General features: G+C 66.4%; 21 protein-coding genes, 3 tRNA genes and 1 other RNA gene. 16 read left to right on the top strand and 9 right to left on the bottom strand.

What is annotated here, in order from left to right; translation table 11 throughout:
• Positions 1 to 104 precede the first annotated feature (104 nt).
• Positions 105 to 181, bottom strand: a tRNA-Pro gene (locus PK98_RS05305).
• 112 nt (positions 182 to 293) lie between these two features.
• On the opposite strand from PK98_RS05305, the gene thyA reads away from it, so the two are divergent.
• The 6 genes from thyA to PK98_RS05275 all read left to right on the top strand — a co-directional run bounded on the left by thyA (position 294) and on the right by PK98_RS05275 (position 5,255).
• Positions 294 to 1,250, top strand: a complete 957-nt coding sequence (gene thyA / locus PK98_RS05300) for a thymidylate synthase (RefSeq protein WP_039094820.1) — start codon at positions 294 to 296, stop codon at positions 1,248 to 1,250.
• Positions 1,251 to 1,305: 55 nt separating this feature from the next.
• Positions 1,306 to 2,601 carry a 3-methyl-2-oxobutanoate dehydrogenase (2-methylpropanoyl-transferring) subunit alpha gene (locus tag PK98_RS05295; RefSeq protein WP_152608539.1) on the top strand — a complete coding sequence of 432 codons (1,296 nt, stop codon included), beginning with the start codon at positions 1,306 to 1,308 and terminating at the stop codon, positions 2,599 to 2,601.
• A 26-nt stretch (positions 2,602 to 2,627) separates the two neighbouring features.
• Positions 2,628 to 3,635: an alpha-ketoacid dehydrogenase subunit beta gene (locus tag PK98_RS05290; protein WP_039094819.1), complete on the top strand. Its 1,008-nt coding sequence runs from the start codon at positions 2,628 to 2,630 to the stop codon at positions 3,633 to 3,635.
• A 13-nt stretch (positions 3,636 to 3,648) separates the two neighbouring features.
• The gene (locus PK98_RS05285; RefSeq protein ID WP_039094817.1) at positions 3,649 to 4,923 is read left to right on the top strand and encodes a dihydrolipoamide acetyltransferase family protein; all 1,275 of its coding nucleotides are present in this window, start codon (positions 3,649 to 3,651) and stop codon (positions 4,921 to 4,923) included.
• A 102-nt stretch (positions 4,924 to 5,025) separates the two neighbouring features.
• Positions 5,026 to 5,102 (top strand) — tRNA-Asp (locus tag PK98_RS05280).
• Positions 5,103 to 5,178: 76 nt separating this feature from the next.
• A tRNA-Asp gene (locus PK98_RS05275) sits at positions 5,179 to 5,255 on the top strand.
• 29 nt (positions 5,256 to 5,284) lie between these two features.
• Here the strand turns inward: PK98_RS05275 and PK98_RS05270 are convergent.
• The 5 genes from PK98_RS05270 to PK98_RS05255 form a co-directional block, all read right to left on the bottom strand.
• On the bottom strand, positions 5,285 to 5,497 hold the full coding sequence (locus tag PK98_RS05270) for a DUF2842 domain-containing protein (protein WP_039094816.1): 213 nt from the start codon (positions 5,495 to 5,497) through the stop codon (positions 5,285 to 5,287).
• Positions 5,497 to 6,078, bottom strand: a complete 582-nt coding sequence (locus PK98_RS05265) for a 5-formyltetrahydrofolate cyclo-ligase (RefSeq protein WP_039094815.1) — start codon at positions 6,076 to 6,078, stop codon at positions 5,497 to 5,499. The genes PK98_RS05270 and PK98_RS05265 overlap by 1 nt, the downstream gene beginning before the upstream one ends.
• 45 nt (positions 6,079 to 6,123) lie before the next feature.
• Positions 6,124 to 6,292: non-coding RNA, 6S RNA (gene ssrS / locus PK98_RS16250), on the bottom strand.
• 58 nt (positions 6,293 to 6,350) lie between these two features.
• Positions 6,351 to 6,674, bottom strand: coding sequence for a cell division protein ZapA (locus PK98_RS05260; protein ID WP_039094814.1), 324 nt, complete (start codon positions 6,672 to 6,674; stop codon positions 6,351 to 6,353).
• Positions 6,675 to 6,690: 16 nt separating this feature from the next.
• On the bottom strand, positions 6,691 to 6,873 hold the full coding sequence (locus PK98_RS05255) for a hypothetical protein (protein WP_152608538.1): 183 nt from the start codon (positions 6,871 to 6,873) through the stop codon (positions 6,691 to 6,693).
• Positions 6,874 to 7,088: 215 nt separating this feature from the next.
• On the opposite strand from PK98_RS05255, the gene tkt reads away from it, so the two are divergent.
• From tkt to PK98_RS05230, 5 genes are read left to right on the top strand one after another with little or no spacing between them, the layout of a single operon-like run.
• The gene (gene tkt, locus PK98_RS05250) at positions 7,089 to 9,035 is read left to right on the top strand and encodes a transketolase (protein ID WP_162835553.1); all 1,947 of its coding nucleotides are present in this window, start codon (positions 7,089 to 7,091) and stop codon (positions 9,033 to 9,035) included.
• An 18-nt stretch (positions 9,036 to 9,053) separates the two neighbouring features.
• A complete protein-coding gene (gap, locus tag PK98_RS05245) occupies positions 9,054 to 10,061 on the top strand; it encodes a type I glyceraldehyde-3-phosphate dehydrogenase (RefSeq protein ID WP_039094809.1) in 1,008 nt (335 codons plus the stop codon).
• Between the two features lie 5 nt (positions 10,062 to 10,066).
• Entirely contained in the window at positions 10,067 to 10,579 is a 513-nt protein-coding gene (locus tag PK98_RS05240; RefSeq protein WP_052208055.1) for an MOSC domain-containing protein, read from the top strand.
• Positions 10,576 to 11,778 (top strand): phosphoglycerate kinase, encoded by a 1,203-nt coding sequence (locus tag PK98_RS05235; RefSeq protein WP_039094807.1) that lies wholly within the window; start codon positions 10,576 to 10,578, stop codon positions 11,776 to 11,778. The genes PK98_RS05240 and PK98_RS05235 overlap by 4 nt, the downstream gene beginning before the upstream one ends.
• A 45-nt stretch (positions 11,779 to 11,823) precedes the next feature.
• Positions 11,824 to 12,723 (top strand): fructose bisphosphate aldolase, encoded by a 900-nt coding sequence (locus PK98_RS05230; RefSeq protein ID WP_039096272.1) that lies wholly within the window; start codon positions 11,824 to 11,826, stop codon positions 12,721 to 12,723.
• On the opposite strand, the gene PK98_RS05225 is transcribed toward PK98_RS05230, so the two are convergent.
• On the bottom strand, positions 12,720 to 13,103 hold the full coding sequence (locus PK98_RS05225; RefSeq protein ID WP_235425403.1) for a hypothetical protein: 384 nt from the start codon (positions 13,101 to 13,103) through the stop codon (positions 12,720 to 12,722). The genes PK98_RS05230 and PK98_RS05225 overlap by 4 nt on opposite strands.
• 60 nt (positions 13,104 to 13,163) lie before the next feature.
• On the opposite strand from PK98_RS05225, the gene thiE reads away from it, so the two are divergent.
• From thiE to PK98_RS05205, 4 genes are all read left to right on the top strand, one after another.
• Positions 13,164 to 13,814, top strand: a complete 651-nt coding sequence (gene thiE, locus PK98_RS05220) for a thiamine phosphate synthase (protein ID WP_039094805.1) — start codon at positions 13,164 to 13,166, stop codon at positions 13,812 to 13,814.
• A 49-nt stretch (positions 13,815 to 13,863) separates the two neighbouring features.
• Positions 13,864 to 15,054 carry a L,D-transpeptidase family protein gene (locus PK98_RS05215; RefSeq protein WP_039094802.1) on the top strand — a complete coding sequence of 397 codons (1,191 nt, stop codon included), beginning with the start codon at positions 13,864 to 13,866 and terminating at the stop codon, positions 15,052 to 15,054.
• Positions 15,055 to 15,058: 4 nt separating this feature from the next.
• The gene (locus tag PK98_RS05210) at positions 15,059 to 15,670 is read left to right on the top strand and encodes a M23 family metallopeptidase (RefSeq protein WP_039094801.1); all 612 of its coding nucleotides are present in this window, start codon (positions 15,059 to 15,061) and stop codon (positions 15,668 to 15,670) included.
• A 559-nt stretch (positions 15,671 to 16,229) separates the two neighbouring features.
• Positions 16,230 to 16,757, top strand: coding sequence for a DUF4269 domain-containing protein (locus PK98_RS05205; protein WP_039094799.1), 528 nt, complete (start codon positions 16,230 to 16,232; stop codon positions 16,755 to 16,757).
• Between the two features lie 915 nt (positions 16,758 to 17,672).
• Here the strand turns inward: PK98_RS05205 and PK98_RS05195 are convergent.
• Both PK98_RS05195 and PK98_RS05190 read right to left on the bottom strand, forming a co-directional pair.
• Entirely contained in the window at positions 17,673 to 17,936 is a 264-nt protein-coding gene (locus PK98_RS05195; RefSeq protein ID WP_039094795.1) for a hypothetical protein, read from the bottom strand.
• Positions 17,937 to 18,030: 94 nt separating this feature from the next.
• Positions 18,031 to 18,441, bottom strand: a complete 411-nt coding sequence (locus PK98_RS05190) for a hypothetical protein (protein WP_152608537.1) — start codon at positions 18,439 to 18,441, stop codon at positions 18,031 to 18,033.
• Between the two features lie 96 nt (positions 18,442 to 18,537).
• Between PK98_RS05190 and efp the strand changes: the two genes are divergently transcribed.
• Positions 18,538 to 19,101, top strand: a complete 564-nt coding sequence (gene efp / locus PK98_RS05185; protein WP_039094791.1) for an elongation factor P — start codon at positions 18,538 to 18,540, stop codon at positions 19,099 to 19,101.

The following is a 19,101-nucleotide window of genomic DNA, read 5'->3' as shown; positions in this document are numbered from 1 at the left end:
ACGACAAGGATGCAGATCGCAGGGGTGAAGTGTGCCGGCCATCGGGATGCGACGCCCGCAGGCGCCGCATCCCGGATGCCGCATCGTCGTTCAGACGAAGTAGTTGGTCGGGGAGAGAGGATTCGAACCTCCGGCCCCTGCCTCCCGAAGACAGTGCTCTACCAGGCTGAGCTACTCCCCGACCGGACCTGAAACACAACCGGCGAACCGGCTGCGAGGCAAGGCAGAGGCGGCCCTATAGGCAGGGTCCTGCGGGCTGGCAAGCGGGCATTTGCGGTGGTAGCAAAACAGCGATGCACAGCCTTCCGTCACCGCCCGCGCACCCGGATGCCCGCCATTGGGAATGGCAGTATCTCGACCTGATGCGCCGTATCTGGACCGAGGGTGACGAGCGCGCCGACCGCACGGGCGTGGGTACACGCAGCATCTTCGGCCCGCAGCTGCGGATCGACCTGGCGGATGATCGCGTCCCCCTGCTGACCACCAAGCGGGTGTACTGGAAGGCTGCGGCGCGCGAGATGCTGTGGTTCCTGTCGGGCGAGACCAACATCCGCCCCCTGCTGCAGCAGGGGGTCACCATCTGGAGCGACTGGCCGCTTGCCCGCTACCGGAAGGCGACGGGTGACGCAGCCACGCAGGAGATCTTCGAACGGCGGATCGTCGAGGATGCCGGCTTTGCCGCGCGATGGGGCGATCTTGGCCCGGTCTACGGCAAGCAATGGGTCGACTGGCCGACCTATGCACGCCAGTCCGACGGCTCGTTCAGGTCGGGCCGGGGCATCAACCAGGTCGCCGTGCTGATCGAAGGCCTGCAACGCGATCCCGGCGGGCGTCGACACATCATCGAAGGGTGGAACGTGGCGGAACTCGACCGGATGGCGCTGCCGCCATGCCACAAGACCTATCAGTTCCACGTTGCGGGCAGGCGCCTGTCCTGTCAGCTGTACCAGCGCAGCTGTGACGTCGCGCTGGGCCTGCCCTTCAACCTGTTCGGCGCCGCCCTGCTGGTGCGTATGGTGGCGGCACAGGTGGGGCTGGAACCGGGCGAGCTGATCTGGACCGGCGGCGACACGCACCTCTACCTGAACCATGCGCATCTTGTGGAGGAGCAACTCGGCCGTGTTCCATCCGGAGAGCCGGGCCTACATTTGTTGCGCCGGCCGGAAACAATTTTCGATTATGTGTTTGAAGATTTCGAGGTGCCCGACTACCATCCGCAGGGCGCCATTCGCGCACCCGTCGCCGTTTAGGCGGCGGTGACGACAAGGGTTCCGGCATGAACCGGGCCCGGTCTGGAGAGAGAGCATGACCATGGAGGCAGCGCCCGAACCAGGCGCGAACCGTCCAGCATTGGCACTGCATGTGCCCGAGCCGCGCTTCCGCCCGGGTGACCCGGTCGATTTCGGCTTCCTGTCGATCCCGCCGGCTGGCGCCCAGCCGCGGCCGGACGAAACCTGCGCTGCGGCCGAGACCTTCCCGCTCTGCACCGATCTGGTGCGGGTGCTGGGCGACGATGACCAGGCCCATGGTCCGTGGAACCCGCGCCTGTCGCCCGACCGGATGCGCACCATGCTGCGCCTGATGGCACTGGTCCGGGTGTTCGATGGGCGGATGTATCGCCTGCAGCGACAGGGCAAGACCAGCTTCTACCTGAAATGCTCCGGAGAGGAGGCGACCAGCGTGGCCGCCACCATGGCGCTGGATGCGGGTGACATGATCTTCCCGTCCTACCGCCAGCAGGGTTGCCTGATCGCACGTGGCTATCCGCTGCTGGAGATGGTCAACCAGATCTTCAGCAACCGTGCGGACAAGCTGAAGGGGCGGCAGCTGCCGATCCTGTATTCTGCGCGCGAAGTGAACTTCTTCACCATCAGCGGCAATCTGGCGACCCAGCTGCCGCAGGCGACCGGCTTTGCGATGGCCAGCGCGATCAAGGGTGACAGCCGCATCGCCTCTGCCTGGGTGGGCGAAGGCTCCACGGCGGAGGGCGACTTCCACAATGCGCTGACCTTTGCGGCGGTGTACAATGCGCCTGCCGTGTTCGCGGTGGTGAACAATCAGTGGGCAATTTCCAGCTTCTCCGGCTTTGCCGGAGCGGAGCGGACCACCTTTGCCGCCCGGGCCATCGGCTATGGCATTGCTGGCTTGCGGGTGGACGGGAACGATGCGCTGGCGGTGTACGCCGCGCATGCGTGGGCGGCAGACCGGGCCCGGCTGAACGGCGGGCCGACGCTGATCGAGTATTTCACCTACCGCGTGGAAGGGCATTCCACCTCCGACGATCCCACCGTCTATCGTGCGACGGACGAGGGCTCCGGCTGGCCGCTGGGCGATCCGATCGGGCGACTGGCGGCGCATCTGACCGCGATCGGCGAATGGTCGACGGAAGCGCACGATGCCATGCTGGTCGAACTGGATGGCGAGGTCCGCACCGCGATCCGCGCTGCCGAGGCGAACGGCATCCTGGGCCACGGCCTGCACCAGCCGGACGTCACCATGTTCGAGGACGTATACGAGACGATGCCGTGGCACCTGCGGGAACAGATGGTGCAGGCGCTGCACGAACGGGCAGTCAAATATCCGCCGGAGACCCAGCCATGAGCGCGGGTGACCCGGCCGGCCGGCCCATGACCATGATCGAGGCGATCAATGACGCGCTCGACATCATGCTGGCGCGCGATCCGGACGTGGTGGTGCTGGGCGAGGATATCGGCTTCTTCGGGGGCGTGTTCCGTGCAACGGCGGGCCTGCAGGCGAAACATGGCCGCACGCGGGTGTTCGATACGCCGATCAGTGAATGCGGCATCATCGGCGTGGCAGTCGGCATGGGCGCTTACGGCCTGCGCCCGGTGCCCGAGATCCAGTTCGCCGACTACATCTACCCGGGCCTGGATCAGCTGATCAGCGAAGCGGCGCGGCTGCGCTATCGCTCCGCGGCGGAGTTCATCGCGCCGATGACCGTGCGCACCCCCTTCGGCGGTGGCATTTTCGGCGGGCAGACCCACAGCCAGAGCCCGGAAGCGCTGTTCACGCATGTCGCCGGCCTGAAGACGGTGGTCCCCAGCACGCCCCACGATGCCAAGGGCCTGCTGATCGCCGCGATCGAGGACAATGATCCGGTGCTCTTCTTCGAACCCAAGCGGCTGTATAACGGCCCGTTCGACGGCTACTACGATCGTCCGGCCAAGGTCTGGAAGGGCCACGCCGACGCGGTGGTGCCGGACGGGCATTACACGATCCCGCTGGGCAAGGCGCGCACCGTCCGGGAAGGGGAGGCGCTGACCATCCTGGCCTATGGCACGATGGTGCATGTGGCGGCCGGCGTGGTCGAGGCAACCGGCGTGGATGCGGAGATCATCGACCTGCGCACGCTGGTGCCGCTCGATATTGAGGCGATCGAGCAGTCCGTGCGCAAGACCGGCCGGTGCCTGATCGTGCACGAGGCGACGCGCACCAGCGGCTTCGGGGCGGAACTGTCGGCGCTGGTGACGGAGCGATGCTTCTATCACCTGGAGGCGCCGGTAGAGCGGGTGACGGGCTTCGACACGCCCTATCCGCACAGCCTGGAATGGGCGTATTTTCCCGGACCCGTCCGGGTCGGCGAGGCGATCGAGCGGCTGCTGGCCGCCGACTGACAAGGAGGGGCACATGGCCCGCTACAGCTTCAACCTGCCCGACATCGGCGAAGGCATCGCCGAAGCGGAGATCGTGCGCTGGCACGTCGCCGTCGGCGACTGGGTGGCCGAAGACATGCCAATTGCCGACCTGATGACGGACAAGGCAACGGTCGAGATGGAGACTCCCGTCGCCGGCCGCGTGCTGGAGATCGCCGGCAAGGAAGGCGAGGTGATCGCCATCGGATCGGCGCTGGTGGTGCTGGAGACGGAGGAGACGGCCGCCGCTCAGGACGTTCCGCCCGCGATCGTTGATGGACAGGCGGAGGTGCTGGAGGAGGGACCCCCGGTCGGAAGTGGCCTGTCTGCCCCGGACGAATCCACCAGCATCGCGATACCTGCGCCTGTTGAGGCCGCCGAACCGGGGCCACCGGATCCTGCTGTTCGGATGCTTGCCAGCCCGGCCGTCCGCCAGCGTGCCCGTGCGCTCGGCATCGACCTGGTACAGGTGCGGCCTGCTGCCGACAATCGCATCCGTCACGCCGATCTGGATGCCTTCCTCAGCTACACGCCCGGCTACGTGGGCAAGGGTGCAGCGCAGCCGGACGAGGTAGTGCCGGTCATCGGCCTGCGTCGCCGCATCGCGGAGGCGATGAGCGCATCCAAGCGGCACATCCCGCATTTTACGCTGGTCGAGGAATGCGACGTCACCGTGCTGGAGGAGGCGCGGGTGCAGCTGAATGGCGGCGGCGACGACCGGCCGCGCCTGACCTTGCTGCCGTTGCTGATCGCCGCCACCTGCCGCGCGCTGGCCGAGCATCGTGCCCTGAACGCGCGCTATGACGAGGACGCCGGCGCGGTCACCCGCCATGGCGCGGTGCATATGGGCGTCGCGACGGCAACGGCGAACGGCCTGATCGTGCCGGTGATCCGCGATGCGCAAGGCCGCAATCTGTGGCAGCTGGCCGACGAGATCAGCCGCCTTGCCACAGCCGCGCGCGATGGCAGCGCGAGCCGTCAGGAACTGTCCGGTTCCACCTTCACCATCAGCTCGCTGGGGCCGCTGGGCGGCGTGGCGGCCACCCCGGTCATCAACCGGCCGGAAGTCGCCATTCTGGCGCCCGGACGCATCGTGGAGCGTCCGGCGTTCGTGCCCGACGGCCTGGGTGGGGAGCGAGTCGCCAAGCGCAAGCTGATGAGCCTGTCGCTGTCCTGCGATCACCGGGTGGTGGACGGGCAGGATGCCGCATTGTTCATGCAGGCCGTGCGCGCACTGCTCGAGGCACCAGCCCGGTTGCTGGCTGGTTGAACAGGGGAGAGACAAAGCTTTTTCAACAGGTGGTTTGGACCTGTTGACAGGGCAGGCAGCCGCCCGTAGAGGCGCGTCTCCCAAGCGGGCTCCGGCCTGTTAGCGGGTGTAGCTCAGTTGGTTAGAGCGCCGGCCTGTCACGCCGGAGGTCGCGGGTTCAAGTCCCGTCACTCGCGCCACTTGGGAGTTTCCGGACTCTCAGGCGGTAGTCGAGCCCTCAGGATCGCTTTTCAAGCAGGCCTCGGCCTGTTTTACGCGGGTGTAGCTCAGTTGGTTAGAGCGCCGGCCTGTCACGCCGGAGGTCGCGGGTTCAAGTCCCGTCACTCGCGCCACTTGAGGGCTTTGGAGCTTCAGCAGCCCATCAGCTCCAGCGGCCGGTTTCCATCCAGATCAGGAAGCGCCTGAGCGGCAGCAGCCAGGCGATGCCCAGCACCAGGTAGATCGCTGTCTGCAGCCAGACCGGCTGCTGCCCGATCCACGGCGCCAGCTGCAGCACCAGGCCGGCATACAGTGCCAGTCCGCCCAGCAGCAGCAGCACGCCGAACGGGATGCGCAATGTAGGCTTTTCCCGCATCAGAACGGTCCCAGCACCCGCGTCGGGGTCACGATAGCGGTCAATGGCATGTCATGCGTGGCAAGCGGCAGCTCCGCCACCTCCTGCACATCCCACGCCATGCCGATGGCGATCACGTCGGGATGATCCAGCAGGTAGCGGTCGTAGAACCCGCCCCCCTGACCCAGCCGCTCACCCGAAGGGGTGAATCCCACCAGTGGCACGAACAGGACCTCCGGCTCGGCGACGGGCGCCTGTGCCGCAGGCTGCAGCAGTCCCAGGGGGCCGGGGGCAAGGTCGCTTTCCTCGTAAGGGTCGGTGTGGCGGTGGAAGGTCATGGTTCTGCCACCGGCGACGCGGGGCAGGGCAACGGGATGCCCCGCCTCGAAGAAGAACCGGATGTAGCCTGCCGTGCGGGCCTCGCCTTCGGCAGCACGATAGAGTCCGATCGTCGCGCCCTCCGGCACGAGGTCCAGCACGGGCCGGGGCGGGCGATTGAAAACGAGCGCGCTGACTTCGGGGGGCAGGGCGGCGGCATGTCCGAGGCGCGTCTGGCGCAATGCTGCGCGCAAGGTGGTCTTCTGCTCGAAAATGTCGGCCAAGCCGTCCTCCCGCTGCGCTGCCCGGGCGCCGGGCGGTGGTGGTGTGGCGGAACCACCATGGGTCGTTTGCCGGGAAATCCTCTGACGCGTGACGTCAGGTGGGCGCCATGTGCACCGGCCTTCGGGACGAACCCGCAAGCCGGGCAGGGACAGCACCCAAGGATTTGCTTATAGCCTCAGGGATTTTCATGCAGCTCGTGCCGGGCAGTCCCGCCAATTCCAATCTAGGCGCTGGTGGCGCTGCACTCAAGGGCTACGCGGCAGCAAATCGATCAGTGTGCGGCCGGGCCGTCCAGCCGGTCCGCCACACTCTCCAGCCGCGCGGCAAGCTGTTCCAGCGCGACGGCCATATCGTCGTCCTGCCTTGCGGGCTCGATCACCTGCTCAGGCACCTCCCCGCGCAGTTCATGCAGTTCGTCCGCCAGCACCAGCGTGGCATACAGCAGACGGCGCACCTCCGACTGGTTCGCCAAGCCCGGAACTGCGCGCAGCCGGTCGTCCACCAGCTGGCCGAGACCTTGCAGATGTGCCTCCTCGCCGGGGCTGCACGCCACGGTGTAGGCGCGTCCGCCGATCGTCACGGTCACATTGCTCATGGCAGCAGGCGCATCCTCAACCGTCCAGCTGCCCGATCAGGCGATCAAGGTCCGCCAGCGCGGCGGTCGCTTCTGCCCGCAAGGCGGCATGGCGCTGCTCCAGGTGCGGGTCGGCCGCAGAGCGCCCGGCGCCCGCTTCGATGCGGTCGGTTGCCCGGGCGATGCGCTGCAAGGCGTGGCTGATGCTCTGCCGATCCATGATGGTCGCCTTATTGAACAAACCGAATGTTGGCAAAGCCTTGTGGGCTGCTGCGGCGAATCGGTCCCGACCGTCCGACTGCGGGACAGGGCACTGCGCTTGACGGGGCCAGTCCCGTTCGCGAGGGAGACCGCGACCGAATCGCGCTCGTTATCGCGGTGGCCATGTTTTTCCGGAGCAATCGTTTGACGCAGGATCCCGTCCGCCTCGCCGCCATGGCCAATGCCGTCCGGGCGCTGTCGATGGACGCGGTGCAGGCCGCCAATTCCGGTCACCCCGGCATGCCGATGGGCATGGCGGACGTGGCTACGGTGTTGTGGTCCGATTACCTTAAGTTCGACCCGGCCGATCCCGCGTGGCCCGATCGCGACCGGTTCGTGCTGTCGGCAGGCCATGGATCCATGCTGATCTACGCGCTGCTGCACCTGTCCGGCTACGCCCAGCCGACGATGGACGACATCCGCAACTTCCGTCAGCTGGGCAGCGTCTGTGCCGGCCATCCGGAGAACTTCCTGGTTCCGGGCGTGGAGGCCACGACCGGCCCGCTGGGTCAGGGGCTGGCGATGGCGGTGGGGATGGCGGTTGCCGAACGGCACCTCAATGCGCAGTTCGGCGATGATCTGGTCGATCATCGCACATGGGTGATCGCCGGCGACGGTTGCCTGATGGAGGGCGTCAACCACGAGGCGATCGGCCTGGCCGGCCATCTGAAGCTGGGCCGCATGATCGTGCTGTGGGACGATAACCGGATCACCATCGATGGCAGCACCGACCTGTCCACCAGCGAGGATGTGGCCGCCCGCTACGCCGCTGCCGGCTGGCATGTGGCGGCCTGCAACGGGCACGACGTCGCTGCCATTCGCTCGGCGATCGACGAGGCGGTGGCTGACCACCGGCCCAGCCTGATCGCGTGCCGGACCGTGATCGGCAAGGGCGCCCCCAACCTGCAGGGTACGTCAAAGACGCATGGTAGCCCGCTTGGTGCAGCTGAAATTGCCCTGGTGCGCGAGACGCTGGGCTGGACCGCACCGGCTTTCGAGATCCCGGAGAACGTCGCCGCCGACTGGCGCGCTACGGGCACACGCGGCGGGGAGGCTCATGCCACCTGGCACGCCCGGTCGCAGGCGGCAGGCAAGGGTGCGGAGTTTGCCGCCCGCATGCGCGGCGAACTGCCGCAACTGGCGGACTGGGCCGGGTACAAGGCCCAGGTCGCGGCCGAGCGGCCGAAGATGGCGACCCGCAAGGCGAGCGAAGCGGCCCTGTCCGTGCTGACGCAGGCTGTGCCCGCGCTGGTCGGCGGGTCAGCCGACCTGACGGGATCGAACAACACCAAGACACCATCCACGACTTCCATGTCGGCCGACGATTATGCCGGCCGCTACGTGAACTACGGCATCCGTGAATTCGGCATGGCCGCCGCGATGAACGGCATGGCGCTGCACGGGGGCGTGATCCCCTATGGTGGCACTTTCCTGGTGTTCTCCGACTATTCCCGTCCGGCGATCCGTCTTGGCGCCCTGCAGCAGGTGCGTGCGATCCATGTGATGACGCATGACAGCATCGGCCTTGGCGAGGATGGCCCGACCCACCAGCCGGTGGAACACCTGGCATCCCTGCGCGTGATCCCGGACCTGCTGGTGATGCGCCCGGCCGACACGCTTGAAACCGCCGAGTGCTGGGAACTGGCGCTGCAGAATGCAGACCGTCCCTCGTTGCTGGCGCTCACCCGGCAGAACCTGCCGGCGGTGCGGTTCGATGCGGCGGAGAACCTGTGCGCCAAGGGTGCCTATCTGCTCAAGCCGGCAACTGCTGACAGGCGAGTGCAGCTGATCGCCACCGGGTCGGAAGTGGCCCTCGCGCTGGAGGTGCAGGCCGCGCTGGAAGGTGACGGGATCGGCGCCGACGTGATCTCCATGCCTTGTGCCGAACTGTTCATGGAACAGCCCGCAGCGTACCGTACTGGCCTCATCGGCGGTGACGGCGTGCTGCGCGTCTCGATCGAGGCGGGCGCGACTTTCGGCTGGGAACGGTTTACGGGCCTCGACGGGCTCAATATCGGCATCGACCGGTTCGGTGCGTCCGCGCCGGCGGAGGAGCTGTTCGCGCGCTTCGGCCTGACCGCCGAAGCGATCGTGCCCCAGATCATGGCCAAGCTCGGCTGAACTACAGGAGATAGATGGATGGCGACCAAGGTTTCGATCAACGGTTTCGGGCGGATCGGGCGCCTGGTTGCCCGCGCCATCATGGAGCGTGACGACCACGGGCTGGAGCTGGTGGCGATCAACGATCTGGCGGAGCCCAAGGACAATGCCCTGCTGTTCGCCTTCGACAGCACGCATGGCCGCTTCCCCGGCACGGTCACCAGCGACGGTGACAGCATCCAGATCAACGGCAAGGACATCGCCGTTACCAAGGAGCGCGACCCCGCCAAGCTGCCCCATCGCGAGATGGGCGTGGACATCGTGCTGGAATGCACCGGCTTCTTCCAGTCGCATGATGCGGCCAAGCCGCACCTGGATGCGGGCGCCAAGCGCGTGCTGATCTCCGCCCCGGCTACCGGGGTCTCGGCGACGGTCGTCTATGGCGTGAATCATGAGGTGCTGACCGCCGACGATATCATCGTGTCCAACGCCAGCTGCACCACCAACTGCCTCGCTCCGCTGGCCAAGGTGCTGAACGACAGCTTCGGGATCGAGCGTGGCTTCATGACCACGATCCATTCCTATACCAACGATCAACGCATGCTGGACCAGATCCACAAGGATCTGCGCCGGGCCCGCGCCGGTGCGACCAACATGATCCCGACCACCACCGGCGCCGCGCGTGCCGTGGGCCTGGTGCTGCCGGAACTGAAGGGCAAGCTCGACGGCTCCTCCGTCCGTGTCCCCACGCCCAATGTCTCCATGGTCGATCTGGTGTTCGTGCCGGGCCGCGATGTGACGGTGGACGAGATCAACGCCGCACTGAAGGCCGCAGCGGATGGCCCGATGAAGGGCGTGCTCGACTATACCGACCAGCCGCTCGTCTCGAGCGACTTCAACCATTATCCGGCATCCTCCACCGTGGACAGCCTGGAGACTGCCGTGCTGGAGAACAAGCTGGCGCGGGTCGTTTCCTGGTACGACAACGAGTGGGGCTTCTCCAACCGCATGCTCGACACCGCCGGTGTGATGGCGGGCCTGCTCTGAGGCAGATGCAGACAGACTGGCAGGCTTCGGCCGCGGGCGAGGCGCAAGCCGCCGCCGGCGGCCGCCTGGCGGGGATCGCGCGGCGCGATCGTTCGCGCGGGGAGATCCAGCACGGGCTCGGCCATGTCCATGTCAGCCGCGCTGCGGGGATCGCCGGCGATTTCCGCGGCGCGCTGGCCGCGCAGAAGAGCAGTTTCAAGCGGCAGGTCTCGCTGATCGAGGCCGAAAGCTGGGCGGCGGCGATCGAGGACCTGAGGCTCGACCTGCCATGGTGGGTGCGGCGCAACAATCTGCTGGTGCACGGCGTCCGCCTGCCGCGGCAGGAGAAGTTCGTGCTCGGCATCGGCGACGAGTGTCGCCTGCTGGTCACCATGGAATGCGATCCGTGCAGCCGCATGGAGGAGATCGCCCCGGGCCTGAAGGCTGCGCTGCTGCCGGACTGGCGCGGCGGGTTCCTGGCCGAAGTGATAGCCGATGGCGATATTGCCGTCGGTGACCAAGTAAGGATTGAGCTATGACCGGGCAGTTCGCGACGCTGGACGATGCAGGCGATGTCCATGGCAAGGTGGCCCTGGTGCGGGTCGACCTCAACATGCCCATGCATGATGGCCAGGTCACCGACCTGACCCGCGCCCGTGCAGTCGCGCCCACCATCCTGGAACTGGCGGATGCCGGTGCCAAGGTGCTGCTGCTGGCACATTTCGGCCGGCCCAAGGGGGAACGCAACTCCACCATGTCGACCAGCCTGATCCAAGGCGCGGTCGCCGATGTGCTGGGACGCGAGGTGATGTTCGTTCCCGAAGTCGCCGGGCCGGTGGTGGCACAGACGATCGGCATCTTCCGCCCGGGTGATATCGGCCTGCTGGAGAATACCCGCTTCTGGCAGGGCGAGGAAGCGAACGATCCGGAGTTTGCCCGCGCCATCGCCGCCAATGGCGACCTGTATGTGAACGATGCCTTCTCCGCCGCGCACCGGGCCCATGCCAGTACGGAGGCGCTGGCGCATCTGCTGCCCGCCTATGCCGGACGGTCGATGCAGGCGGAGCTGGAGGCGCTGAACAAGGCCTTGGGTCAGCCCGAGACGCCGGTTGCAGCCGTGGTCGGCGGAGCCAAGGTCTCGACCAAGCTGGCTGTGCTGGAACATCTCGTGGGGCGCGTGCAGCACCTGATCATCGGCGGCGGCATGGCCAACACCTTCCTCGCCGCCCGCGGCGTGAATGTCGGCAAGAGCCTGTGCGAACATGATCTGACCGGCCAGGCGGACGCGATCATGGCCGCGGCTGATCGGGCGGGCTGCACCGTGCACCTGCCGTACGATGTGGTGGTCGCGACCGAGTTCGCCGCCGATCCGCCATCGCTGCGTACCTGCAACGTGCATGAGGTGGCGAGCGACGAGATGATCCTCGACGTCGGGCCGCGCGCCGTGGAGGCGCTGGCCGATGTGCTGAAGACCTGCCGCACCCTGGTATGGAATGGCCCGATGGGCGCGTTCGAGACGCCACCCTTCGACGTCGCGACCGTGGCGCTGGCTCGGACGGCAGCTGCGTTGAGCGCTGAAGGATCGCTGGTGTCGGTCGCCGGCGGCGGCGACACCGTTGCGGCGCTGAACCATGCAGGGGTGGCGGGCGACTTCACCTATGTTTCCACCGCCGGCGGCGCGTTCCTGGAATGGATGGAAGGGCGCGAACTGCCCGGTGTCGCCGCACTGGCGCGCTGACACTCACATCATCGACAATCAGACACGAACACAGGGGCAATGCGCATGACCAAGGACGAGATGACGGCAAAGATCGCGGAGGGCCGCGGCTTCATCGCCGCGCTGGACCAGAGCGGCGGCTCCACCCCCAAGGCGCTGCGCGCCTATGGCGTCAACGATGACGAGTGGGACGGGGAAGAGGCCATGTACGGCAAGATCCACGACATGCGCAGCCGCATCATCAGCGCGCCGAGCTTCAATGGCGACCGCGTGATCGGGGCCATCCTGTTCGAGCGCACGATGGACGGTGCGGTCGACGGCAAGCCGACCCCCACCGCGCTGATCGACAAGGGCGTCGTGCCGTTCATCAAGATCGACAAGGGTCTGGAGGACGAGGCGAACGGCGTCCAGCTGATGAAGCCCATGCCGACGCTGGACGCCCTGCTGACCCGCGCCAGCGGCCTGGGTGTGTTCGGTACCAAGGAGCGTTCCGTCATCAATTCCGCCAATCCGGAGGGCATCGCCGCGGTCGTGGCGCAGCAATTCGAGATCGGCGCGCAGGTCACCGCGCATGGCATGATGCCGATGCTGGAGCCGGAATATTCCATCAATGCGAGCGACAGAGCCGAGGGCGAGGTGCTGCTGCGGGACGAGATCCTGAAGCATCTCGACGCGCTGCCCGAGAACCAGCAGGTCATGCTGAAGCTGTCGATCCCGGCGGTCGCGGGTACCTATGACGCGCTGGTGCGCCATCCGAAGGTGCTGAAGGTCGTGGCCCTGTCGGGCGGCTTCAACCGCACCGATGCCTGCGCGGAGCTGGCGAAGAACGAAGGCATGATCGCGAGCTTCAGCCGGGCCCTGCTGCAGGAACTGCGTGCCGGGCAGAGCGATGCCGAGTTCGACACGGTGCTAGACGAAGCGATCACCGCCATCCACCGCGCCAGCACGGAAAAGACCGCCGCCTAATATCCGCCATCGAAGCGGAAGCTGAACCGGTACGCGGCGGGGGCGATCGCCTCCGCCGCGACCGTGCGATCCGGCTGCACCGACACCAGTTCCAGCGCGCCATCGGCCACCTGAACCGGCTCGCCCAGCGTCAGGTCCAGCGTGCGGTCGCCGGCTCCCAGATGCACCGCGACCCGCACCCGCACGCGCCCGGCCTGGACGCATTGCACATCGGCCGGGCAGCGGCTGTCCTCCAGCAGTTCCACCACCGTCAGTTGCGGGCCGTCGACCATCACCGTCTGGCCGATCGCCGCGGCGGGAAGGTGGCGTTCGCCCTCCGGCTGCGGCGTGGTGGCGCAGGCGGACAGGAGCAGGATGAGCGGGATGAGGGCGCGGCGCATGGGCGGGCTATCATCATGCGCGGCTTGCCTGCGGCTGAATGGCCGCTGTAAGGCGCACCCATGCCTCAATGCCAACTCTACCTGATCTCTCCCGCCGATGTATCCGGCGCGTTTGCCGACCGGCTGGCCCGGGCGATCGATGCGGCCGATCCGGCGATGCCGGTGGCCGCGTTCCAGCTGCGCCTGAAGGGCCTGGACCAGCATGCCTGCGCCCGGGCGGCCGAACCGCTGCAGGCCATCTGCGCGGCGCGCGACGTGGCCTTCATCGTCAATGACGATGTCAGCCTGGCGAAGCGCCTGGGCGCCGATGGCGTGCATCTGGGGCAGGGTGACGGCTCCCCGCGGGAGGCACGCGCCGTGCTGGGGCCGGAGGCACAGATCGGCGTGACCTGTCACGCCAGCCGCCATCTGGCCATGGAGGCGGGTGACGCAGGGGCGGATTACATCGCCTTCGGATCGTTCTACCCCAGCAGCACCAAGACGAGCGAGCACCGGCCCGAGCTGGACCTGCTGGAATGGTGGCACGGCCTGATGGAGATCCCCTGCGTCGCGATCGGCGGGATCACGCCCGGCAATTGCCGCCCGCTGGTGGAGGCCGGCACCGATTTCCTGGCGGTAAGCGCGAGCGTGTGGACCAATGTGGACGGGCTGGACGAGGCTGCCGCGGTGCAGGCCTTTGCCGCGGCCGTGCGCCAGGACCGCCCCGACTAGGGAGCCAATCGCGCAGGTGGCTGTTGTCTTGTCAGAACAGGGAGACACCATGCGCAAATTGACCATTACCGCGCCTTTGCTCGCCATCACGCTGGCGGCGGCCGGCTGCGGTTTCAACGGCTCGGACGGGCAGGATACCCCTGCCAGCACCGCCGAGGCGGTGGAGCAGGGTGGCGCCGATGCGATGGCCTCCAGCGATCCGGCGCAGGGTGCCCAGGCCGATGTGGACACGGCCGATATCGAGGCCCGTCCGCTGATGCAGGCGCAGGTGGTGCTGGAGCGGCTGGGCTTCGCCCCGGGCGTGGTCGACGGCAAGATGGGCATTTCCACCACCAACGCGCTGACGGGCTTCCAGGAAGCCAACAGTCTGGGCACCAGCGGCGAGCTGGACCAGCCGACCCGTGCGGCGCTGATGCGGTGGAGCAACATCCCGGCCACCCGCGTGGTGACCATTCCCGAGAACTGGGGGCAGGGCCAGTACCGGCCGCTTCCGGAGGACTATGCCGATCAGGCCAAGCTGCAGCATCTCGGCTACGAAAGCCTGGACGAGGCCCTGGCGGAGCGGTTCCACACGACAGTGGAGGTGCTGTACCAGCTCAACCCCAATGGTCGCCCGGCCGGCCCGGCCAACAAGGTTGCACCGGCACCGACCCCGACGGCAAGCGCCGGGACCCCGCGCAATTCCTTGCCGCCGCGCCCGGCCTTCCGGGTCGGCCAGGAGATCCGCGTGCCCAATGTCGGCGCCGACCGGATCGTCGCGGCAAATGTGGAGAACAAGGACTGGTTGGCGACCCTGTCCAGCCTGGGCGTCGGCAGCGAGCAGCCGGAGGCCGCGCGTGTCGTGGTGGACAAATCCGGCGGCTGGCTGAAGGCCTATGACGCGCAGGACAAGCTGATCGCGATGTTCACCGTGACGACCGGATCCGAACACGATCCGCTGCCGCTGGGCGAGTGGGACATCAAGGGGAAGGCCTACAATCCGGATTATGCCTATGACCCGGACCTGTTCCACGATGCGGACCCGTCCGACGAAGCGCAAAGGCTGCCACCGGGACCGAACGGACCGGTCGGCGTGGTGTGGATCGACCTGAGCAAGGACCATTACGGCATCCACGGCACGCCCAATCCGTCCACGATCGGCCGGACCGAGAGCCATGGCTGCGTCCGGCTGACGAACTGGGATGCGGCCCGGTTGGCGCAGATGGTGACGGGTTCGACCAGGGTCATTTTCGAGGCCTGACGCAGTGGGGATCCGCGACCGGCTGTCGACGATCGTCATCACGGCCACGCTGACCAGCGCGGCGTGGATCGTGGTCGGGGGCGGCTGGATGGCCCAGCCGTCAACGGTGCAGGAGGGCACGGGCGAACCCGCTCGTGCCAGGCCGCAGGGCAGCCGGTTCGTTCCGGCACCGGGTAGCTGGACGGTTCCGGTGCAGGGTGTTGCCGCCCCGGATCTGGTCGACACGTTCGATGATCCCCGTGGCGCGGCGCAGGATGAGGAGCGCACGCACGAAGCGCTCGACATCATGGCGCCGGCTGGCACCCCGGTGCTGGCCGCAACGAGCGGCAGAGTGGAGAAGCTGTTCACCAGCGAGGCCGGCGGACTGACAATCTATGCCCGTGCGGCTGATGGGCGCACATTGCTGTATTACGCGCATCTGCAGGCGTACGCACCCGGCCTGGCCGAAGGGCAACAGGTGCGGACCGGGCAGGTGCTGGGCACTGTGGGCACCACCGGCAATGCCGATGCCGGCGCGCCGCATCTGCACTTCGCCATCCTGCGCACCTCGCCCGGTGCCGAATGGTGGGAGCCGGCGCGAGCCATCAACCCATATCCGGTGCTGACCGGTAGCTGAGTCGATGGGGTGGGTTCGGGAAGCCCCGTCATGTCTGCGTAGATCGCCAGAGCATCATGCTGGCGAGTGCGTCATGCGAGACAGTCCGGAGCGATGCAAACGCCTGCACCAGATGTGAGATGGCAGCTTTCGCTCATTGCCTATTTCAGATCTCGCCGGCACGGGAACAGGGACCGTGCGCAGCATGGTGGAGGGCACGTGCCGCCTCTTCTTTCGCTTGACGGAAAGCTCTTGAGTCCAGGGCGTGCCCTTCAGCGCCCTGCGCGTGGTGCCCCTCCTCCGGGGGGGGGGGGGGGGGGAGGTCAGCTTTCGCCCCCAACATGGCAGTTCAAGTTGGGAAACCAGACCCACCGCAAGCGGCCGTTCGTTCAGCGCGACCTTTTCCCGTTTCTCCATCTCCGAGGGTCATTTCGGGAAAGAGCAATCCGGGAACAGATATTGAGAAAGCCGACCCTGCCGACCCGCCGCGGGTTTTTTCCCGCTAGCGGTTCCTTTGCGTGACGCCCATCAGCCGGTGTCTTCCTTTGCAGACCCGGGATACCCGTCCTACCAAGGCCTGATGGATAGGTCGCACTATCTGGAGGCGCTCGAACGAACGGGAGTTTTGCCGAAGCTGGCTGAGTTCTATCCCCATGTCGTCGGCACGCCGCCACTGGGTCTGGATCTTCCAACGAGCGATATAGATGTTGTTTGCTTCGCCCCCGATGCGGACGCCTTCACCTGCGTCGTATGGAACACCTTTGGCACGCAGGCGAAGTTCCGCATGTGGCAGAAGATCAAGCTTGATCGACCCGTCGTCGCCAGTTTTTCCGCCGCCGGCTGGACCATCGAGCTATTTGGCCAAGCGTCTCCCATTCTCGAGCAGTATGGATGGCGGCACTTTCTTGTGGAACAAAGGCTGCTGACGCTCGGTGGCGAGATCTTTCGTGCCGCAGTGATGGCGTGGCGTAACAAGGGCATGAAAACCGAGCCGGCATTTGCGGCCGTCCTTGGTCTTCATGGTGATCCATATCAGGCGTTGCTCAATCTTGAGGGCTGCTCAGACATGGAGCTGACCGCTCTGCTGAAGGATCAAGGTTTCAGTTGAGGGTCCTTCTCGCCACACCATCGTTTTCGGGACGGCAGCTATCGCCTGCGGTCTCCTGAAAGCCGCCAGTCCGCTGTCCACCCTCTTCGGTCGTTGGCTGAGCAGCTGATTCTTCCCGTAAGCGGACTGGCAGCTCGCGTCCCCATTGCGGCCAGTAGCCGCATCGTTCAGATTCCGCTGATGATCAACCGTGGCTTAGCAACCGACGCGTTCAAATCCCGACGCCATCACGCTGTGATTGAGGGTTGTGATCTGTGAGGTGGCTTCTCCGGCGCTATTCTCGCCATGTGGCTGGCATGTACAGCGGCGGTTTATACGATGCCCCTGACCAGCTTGATACATTTTGGCCCCTTCTTGTCGGTCTGTCTCTGCTGTTCCCGATCCTGTTCTTCTTCAATCTTCCCAGCCCCTGGAGGTGGATCGTCGGTATTGCGCTCGCCGGTCCCGGGTTCGTCTGGGCCGGATTGTTGCTCTTCCATGAGGTCAGGTCTTTGCCGGGTCGTGCTCGCCGACATGACACTGTATCGAAGCAGCGCGAGTAAGTTTATTCAGGTGATCAACTGAACGTCCGTTTTCCCCCATTGCGGACGTTCAGTTCTCGTCATGCGCAGTATGGGAAGGGGAGGGCCGCAGGCTGGTGGGGGGGGGCATCGTGCAACACCTTCAACAATCGCATGCACGTTCGGCGGCCTGTGGGCCTCCAGGAGCGTCGGCTGTCGCGCCATATTTTCGGCCATTTGCTTCGCGAACGGTCCCCGCTCCCATTGGTGATGGGAACGATGGATGGGCCGAGTGAGCAACGGAACTCCGAATCAAGTCCGGGCGAGGTTAGGGGGGCGGTGGCGGCCGACTGGCTGCTCGCGGCCGTATCGCCATCCAGTCAGGTGATGGTGACTGACCTTGAGCGGCGGTCGATCATGCCACATCCTCATCGTCCAGCGGCTTGTCGACAAGGTCTTCGAGCGATTCGTCGTCATCCTCGGGATCGACATAGTCGAGCGGGTTGAGGCCGAGCTCTGCCGCGACCTCGAGTTGAGTCGCGACGACCACCACCTCGCTGCCATCTTCCAGTTCGATTACGGTGGTGCCTTCGTCCTGCCCCAGCGACAGGTGAGTCACATCGTCCGAGTCGATGTCGATGTCTTCGCCGTCCGGCGTGTCGAAGTTTGCTCGTGTCATGGTCGCTCCTCCATTTTACCATCGAGCAAACCGAGCTTGTGGGCGGATGTTCCGGTCAGCCTGTCCGCGCAGGCCGGAACCGCCGGCGGCCGGATCAGCGCGCGCGGTGCAGGCAGCGCAGGCGGCCGGGGTTGCCGTTCTCCAGCCTGCGCACGAAGCCGTCTCCGACGATCTGGTACTGCTCGCCGGCGCGCGGGCCGCTGGACAGGACCATGGTGTCACCGCGACGCAGATAGGTGCCGGTGCCCTGGTCGGAGATGTAGCGGGAGGCGCTGGTGATGCGGAAGCTGGTGCCGGGCTGCACCACGCCGCGGGAGGATGCGCTTCCGTCCGGCAGCTCGCAGACATACAGGCCCTGCGGCATGACGCCGATCCCGCCGCGATGCGGCGGCAGCCGGTCCGCCTGGGGCGAGATGTCCTGTCCCTGCGCCGCAGGTGCCAGCAGCACCAGCGCCGCGCAGGCCGCGCCGACGCTGCGCGCGCGTGATCGCAATCGCTTAGTCATTGCGGTAACATAGCGAGCCATGCCCCGCATTGCCATGCAAGTCAGCACCCGCTACGGCGCGCAGCTGTTTCCCATCCTTCGAAGGCATGTACAGCGATGAAGATCAGCGGCGTGGACATTCGCCCCGGCAACATTCTGGAATATGAAGGCGGCATCTGGAAGGTCGCCAAGATCCAGCACACGCAGCCGGGGAAGGGCGGCGCCTACATGCAGGTCGAGATGAAGAACCTGCAGGATGGCCGCAAGACCAATGTCCGCTTCCGCAGCGCCGACACGATCGAGCGCGTGCGGCTGGACACCAAGGATTTCCAGTACCTGTATGCCGAGGGCGACATGCTGGTGTTCATGGACAAGGACACGTACGAGCAGATCAACCTGCCGGCCGACTTGCTCGGCGATGCCGCGGCCTTCCTGCAGGATGGCATGGAAGTGTCGCTGGAGCTGTGGGAGGAAAAGCCCATCAGCGTGCAGCTGCCCGATACGGTCGAGGCGACCATTGTCGAGGCGGACGCCGTGGTGAAGGGGCAGACCGCCTCCTCCAGCTACAAGCCCGCCATGCTGGACAATGGCGTGCGCGTGATGGTGCCGCCACATATCGGCAGCGGCACGCGCATCGTGGTGGATGTGTACGAACGGGCCTATGTCGGGAAGGCCGGCTGA

Source organism: Croceibacterium mercuriale (genome assembly GCF_000802385.1).
Taxonomy (GTDB): domain Bacteria; phylum Pseudomonadota; class Alphaproteobacteria; order Sphingomonadales; family Sphingomonadaceae; genus Croceibacterium; species Croceibacterium mercuriale.
The sequence above is the reverse complement of the archived record's forward strand: the minus strand, read 5'-3'. Positions and strand labels throughout refer to the sequence as shown.

Coding starts and splice junctions, on each gene's coding strand:
- PK98_RS05235 (WP_039094807.1), top strand. CDS start 10,576: ATGACCGGGCAGTTCGCGACGCTGGACGATGCAGGCGATGTCCATGGC.
- PK98_RS05295 (WP_152608539.1), top strand. CDS start 1,306: ATGACCATGGAGGCAGCGCCCGAACCAGGCGCGAACCGTCCAGCATTG.
- PK98_RS05205 (WP_039094799.1), top strand. CDS start 16,230: ATGGATAGGTCGCACTATCTGGAGGCGCTCGAACGAACGGGAGTTTTG.
- gap (WP_039094809.1), top strand. CDS start 9,054: ATGGCGACCAAGGTTTCGATCAACGGTTTCGGGCGGATCGGGCGCCTG.
- PK98_RS05290 (WP_039094819.1), top strand. CDS start 2,628: ATGACCATGATCGAGGCGATCAATGACGCGCTCGACATCATGCTGGCG.
- PK98_RS05230 (WP_039096272.1), top strand. CDS start 11,824: ATGACCAAGGACGAGATGACGGCAAAGATCGCGGAGGGCCGCGGCTTC.
- PK98_RS05195 (WP_039094795.1), bottom strand. CDS start 17,936: ATGACACGAGCAAACTTCGACACGCCGGACGGCGAAGACATCGACATC.
- PK98_RS05260 (WP_039094814.1), bottom strand. CDS start 6,674: ATGAGCAATGTGACCGTGACGATCGGCGGACGCGCCTACACCGTGGCG.
- PK98_RS05255 (WP_152608538.1), bottom strand. CDS start 6,873: ATGGATCGGCAGAGCATCAGCCACGCCTTGCAGCGCATCGCCCGGGCA.
- efp (WP_039094791.1), top strand. CDS start 18,538: ATGAAGATCAGCGGCGTGGACATTCGCCCCGGCAACATTCTGGAATAT.
- thiE (WP_039094805.1), top strand. CDS start 13,164: ATGCCTCAATGCCAACTCTACCTGATCTCTCCCGCCGATGTATCCGGC.
- PK98_RS05215 (WP_039094802.1), top strand. CDS start 13,864: ATGCGCAAATTGACCATTACCGCGCCTTTGCTCGCCATCACGCTGGCG.
- PK98_RS05190 (WP_152608537.1), bottom strand. CDS start 18,441: ATGACTAAGCGATTGCGATCACGCGCGCGCAGCGTCGGCGCGGCCTGC.
- PK98_RS05240 (WP_052208055.1), top strand. CDS start 10,067: ATGCAGACAGACTGGCAGGCTTCGGCCGCGGGCGAGGCGCAAGCCGCC.
- tkt (WP_162835553.1), top strand. CDS start 7,089: ATGGCCAATGCCGTCCGGGCGCTGTCGATGGACGCGGTGCAGGCCGCC.
- thyA (WP_039094820.1), top strand. CDS start 294: ATGCACAGCCTTCCGTCACCGCCCGCGCACCCGGATGCCCGCCATTGG.
- PK98_RS05285 (WP_039094817.1), top strand. CDS start 3,649: ATGGCCCGCTACAGCTTCAACCTGCCCGACATCGGCGAAGGCATCGCC.
- PK98_RS05225 (WP_235425403.1), bottom strand. CDS start 13,103: ATGCGCCGCGCCCTCATCCCGCTCATCCTGCTCCTGTCCGCCTGCGCC.
- PK98_RS05270 (WP_039094816.1), bottom strand. CDS start 5,497: ATGCGGGAAAAGCCTACATTGCGCATCCCGTTCGGCGTGCTGCTGCTG.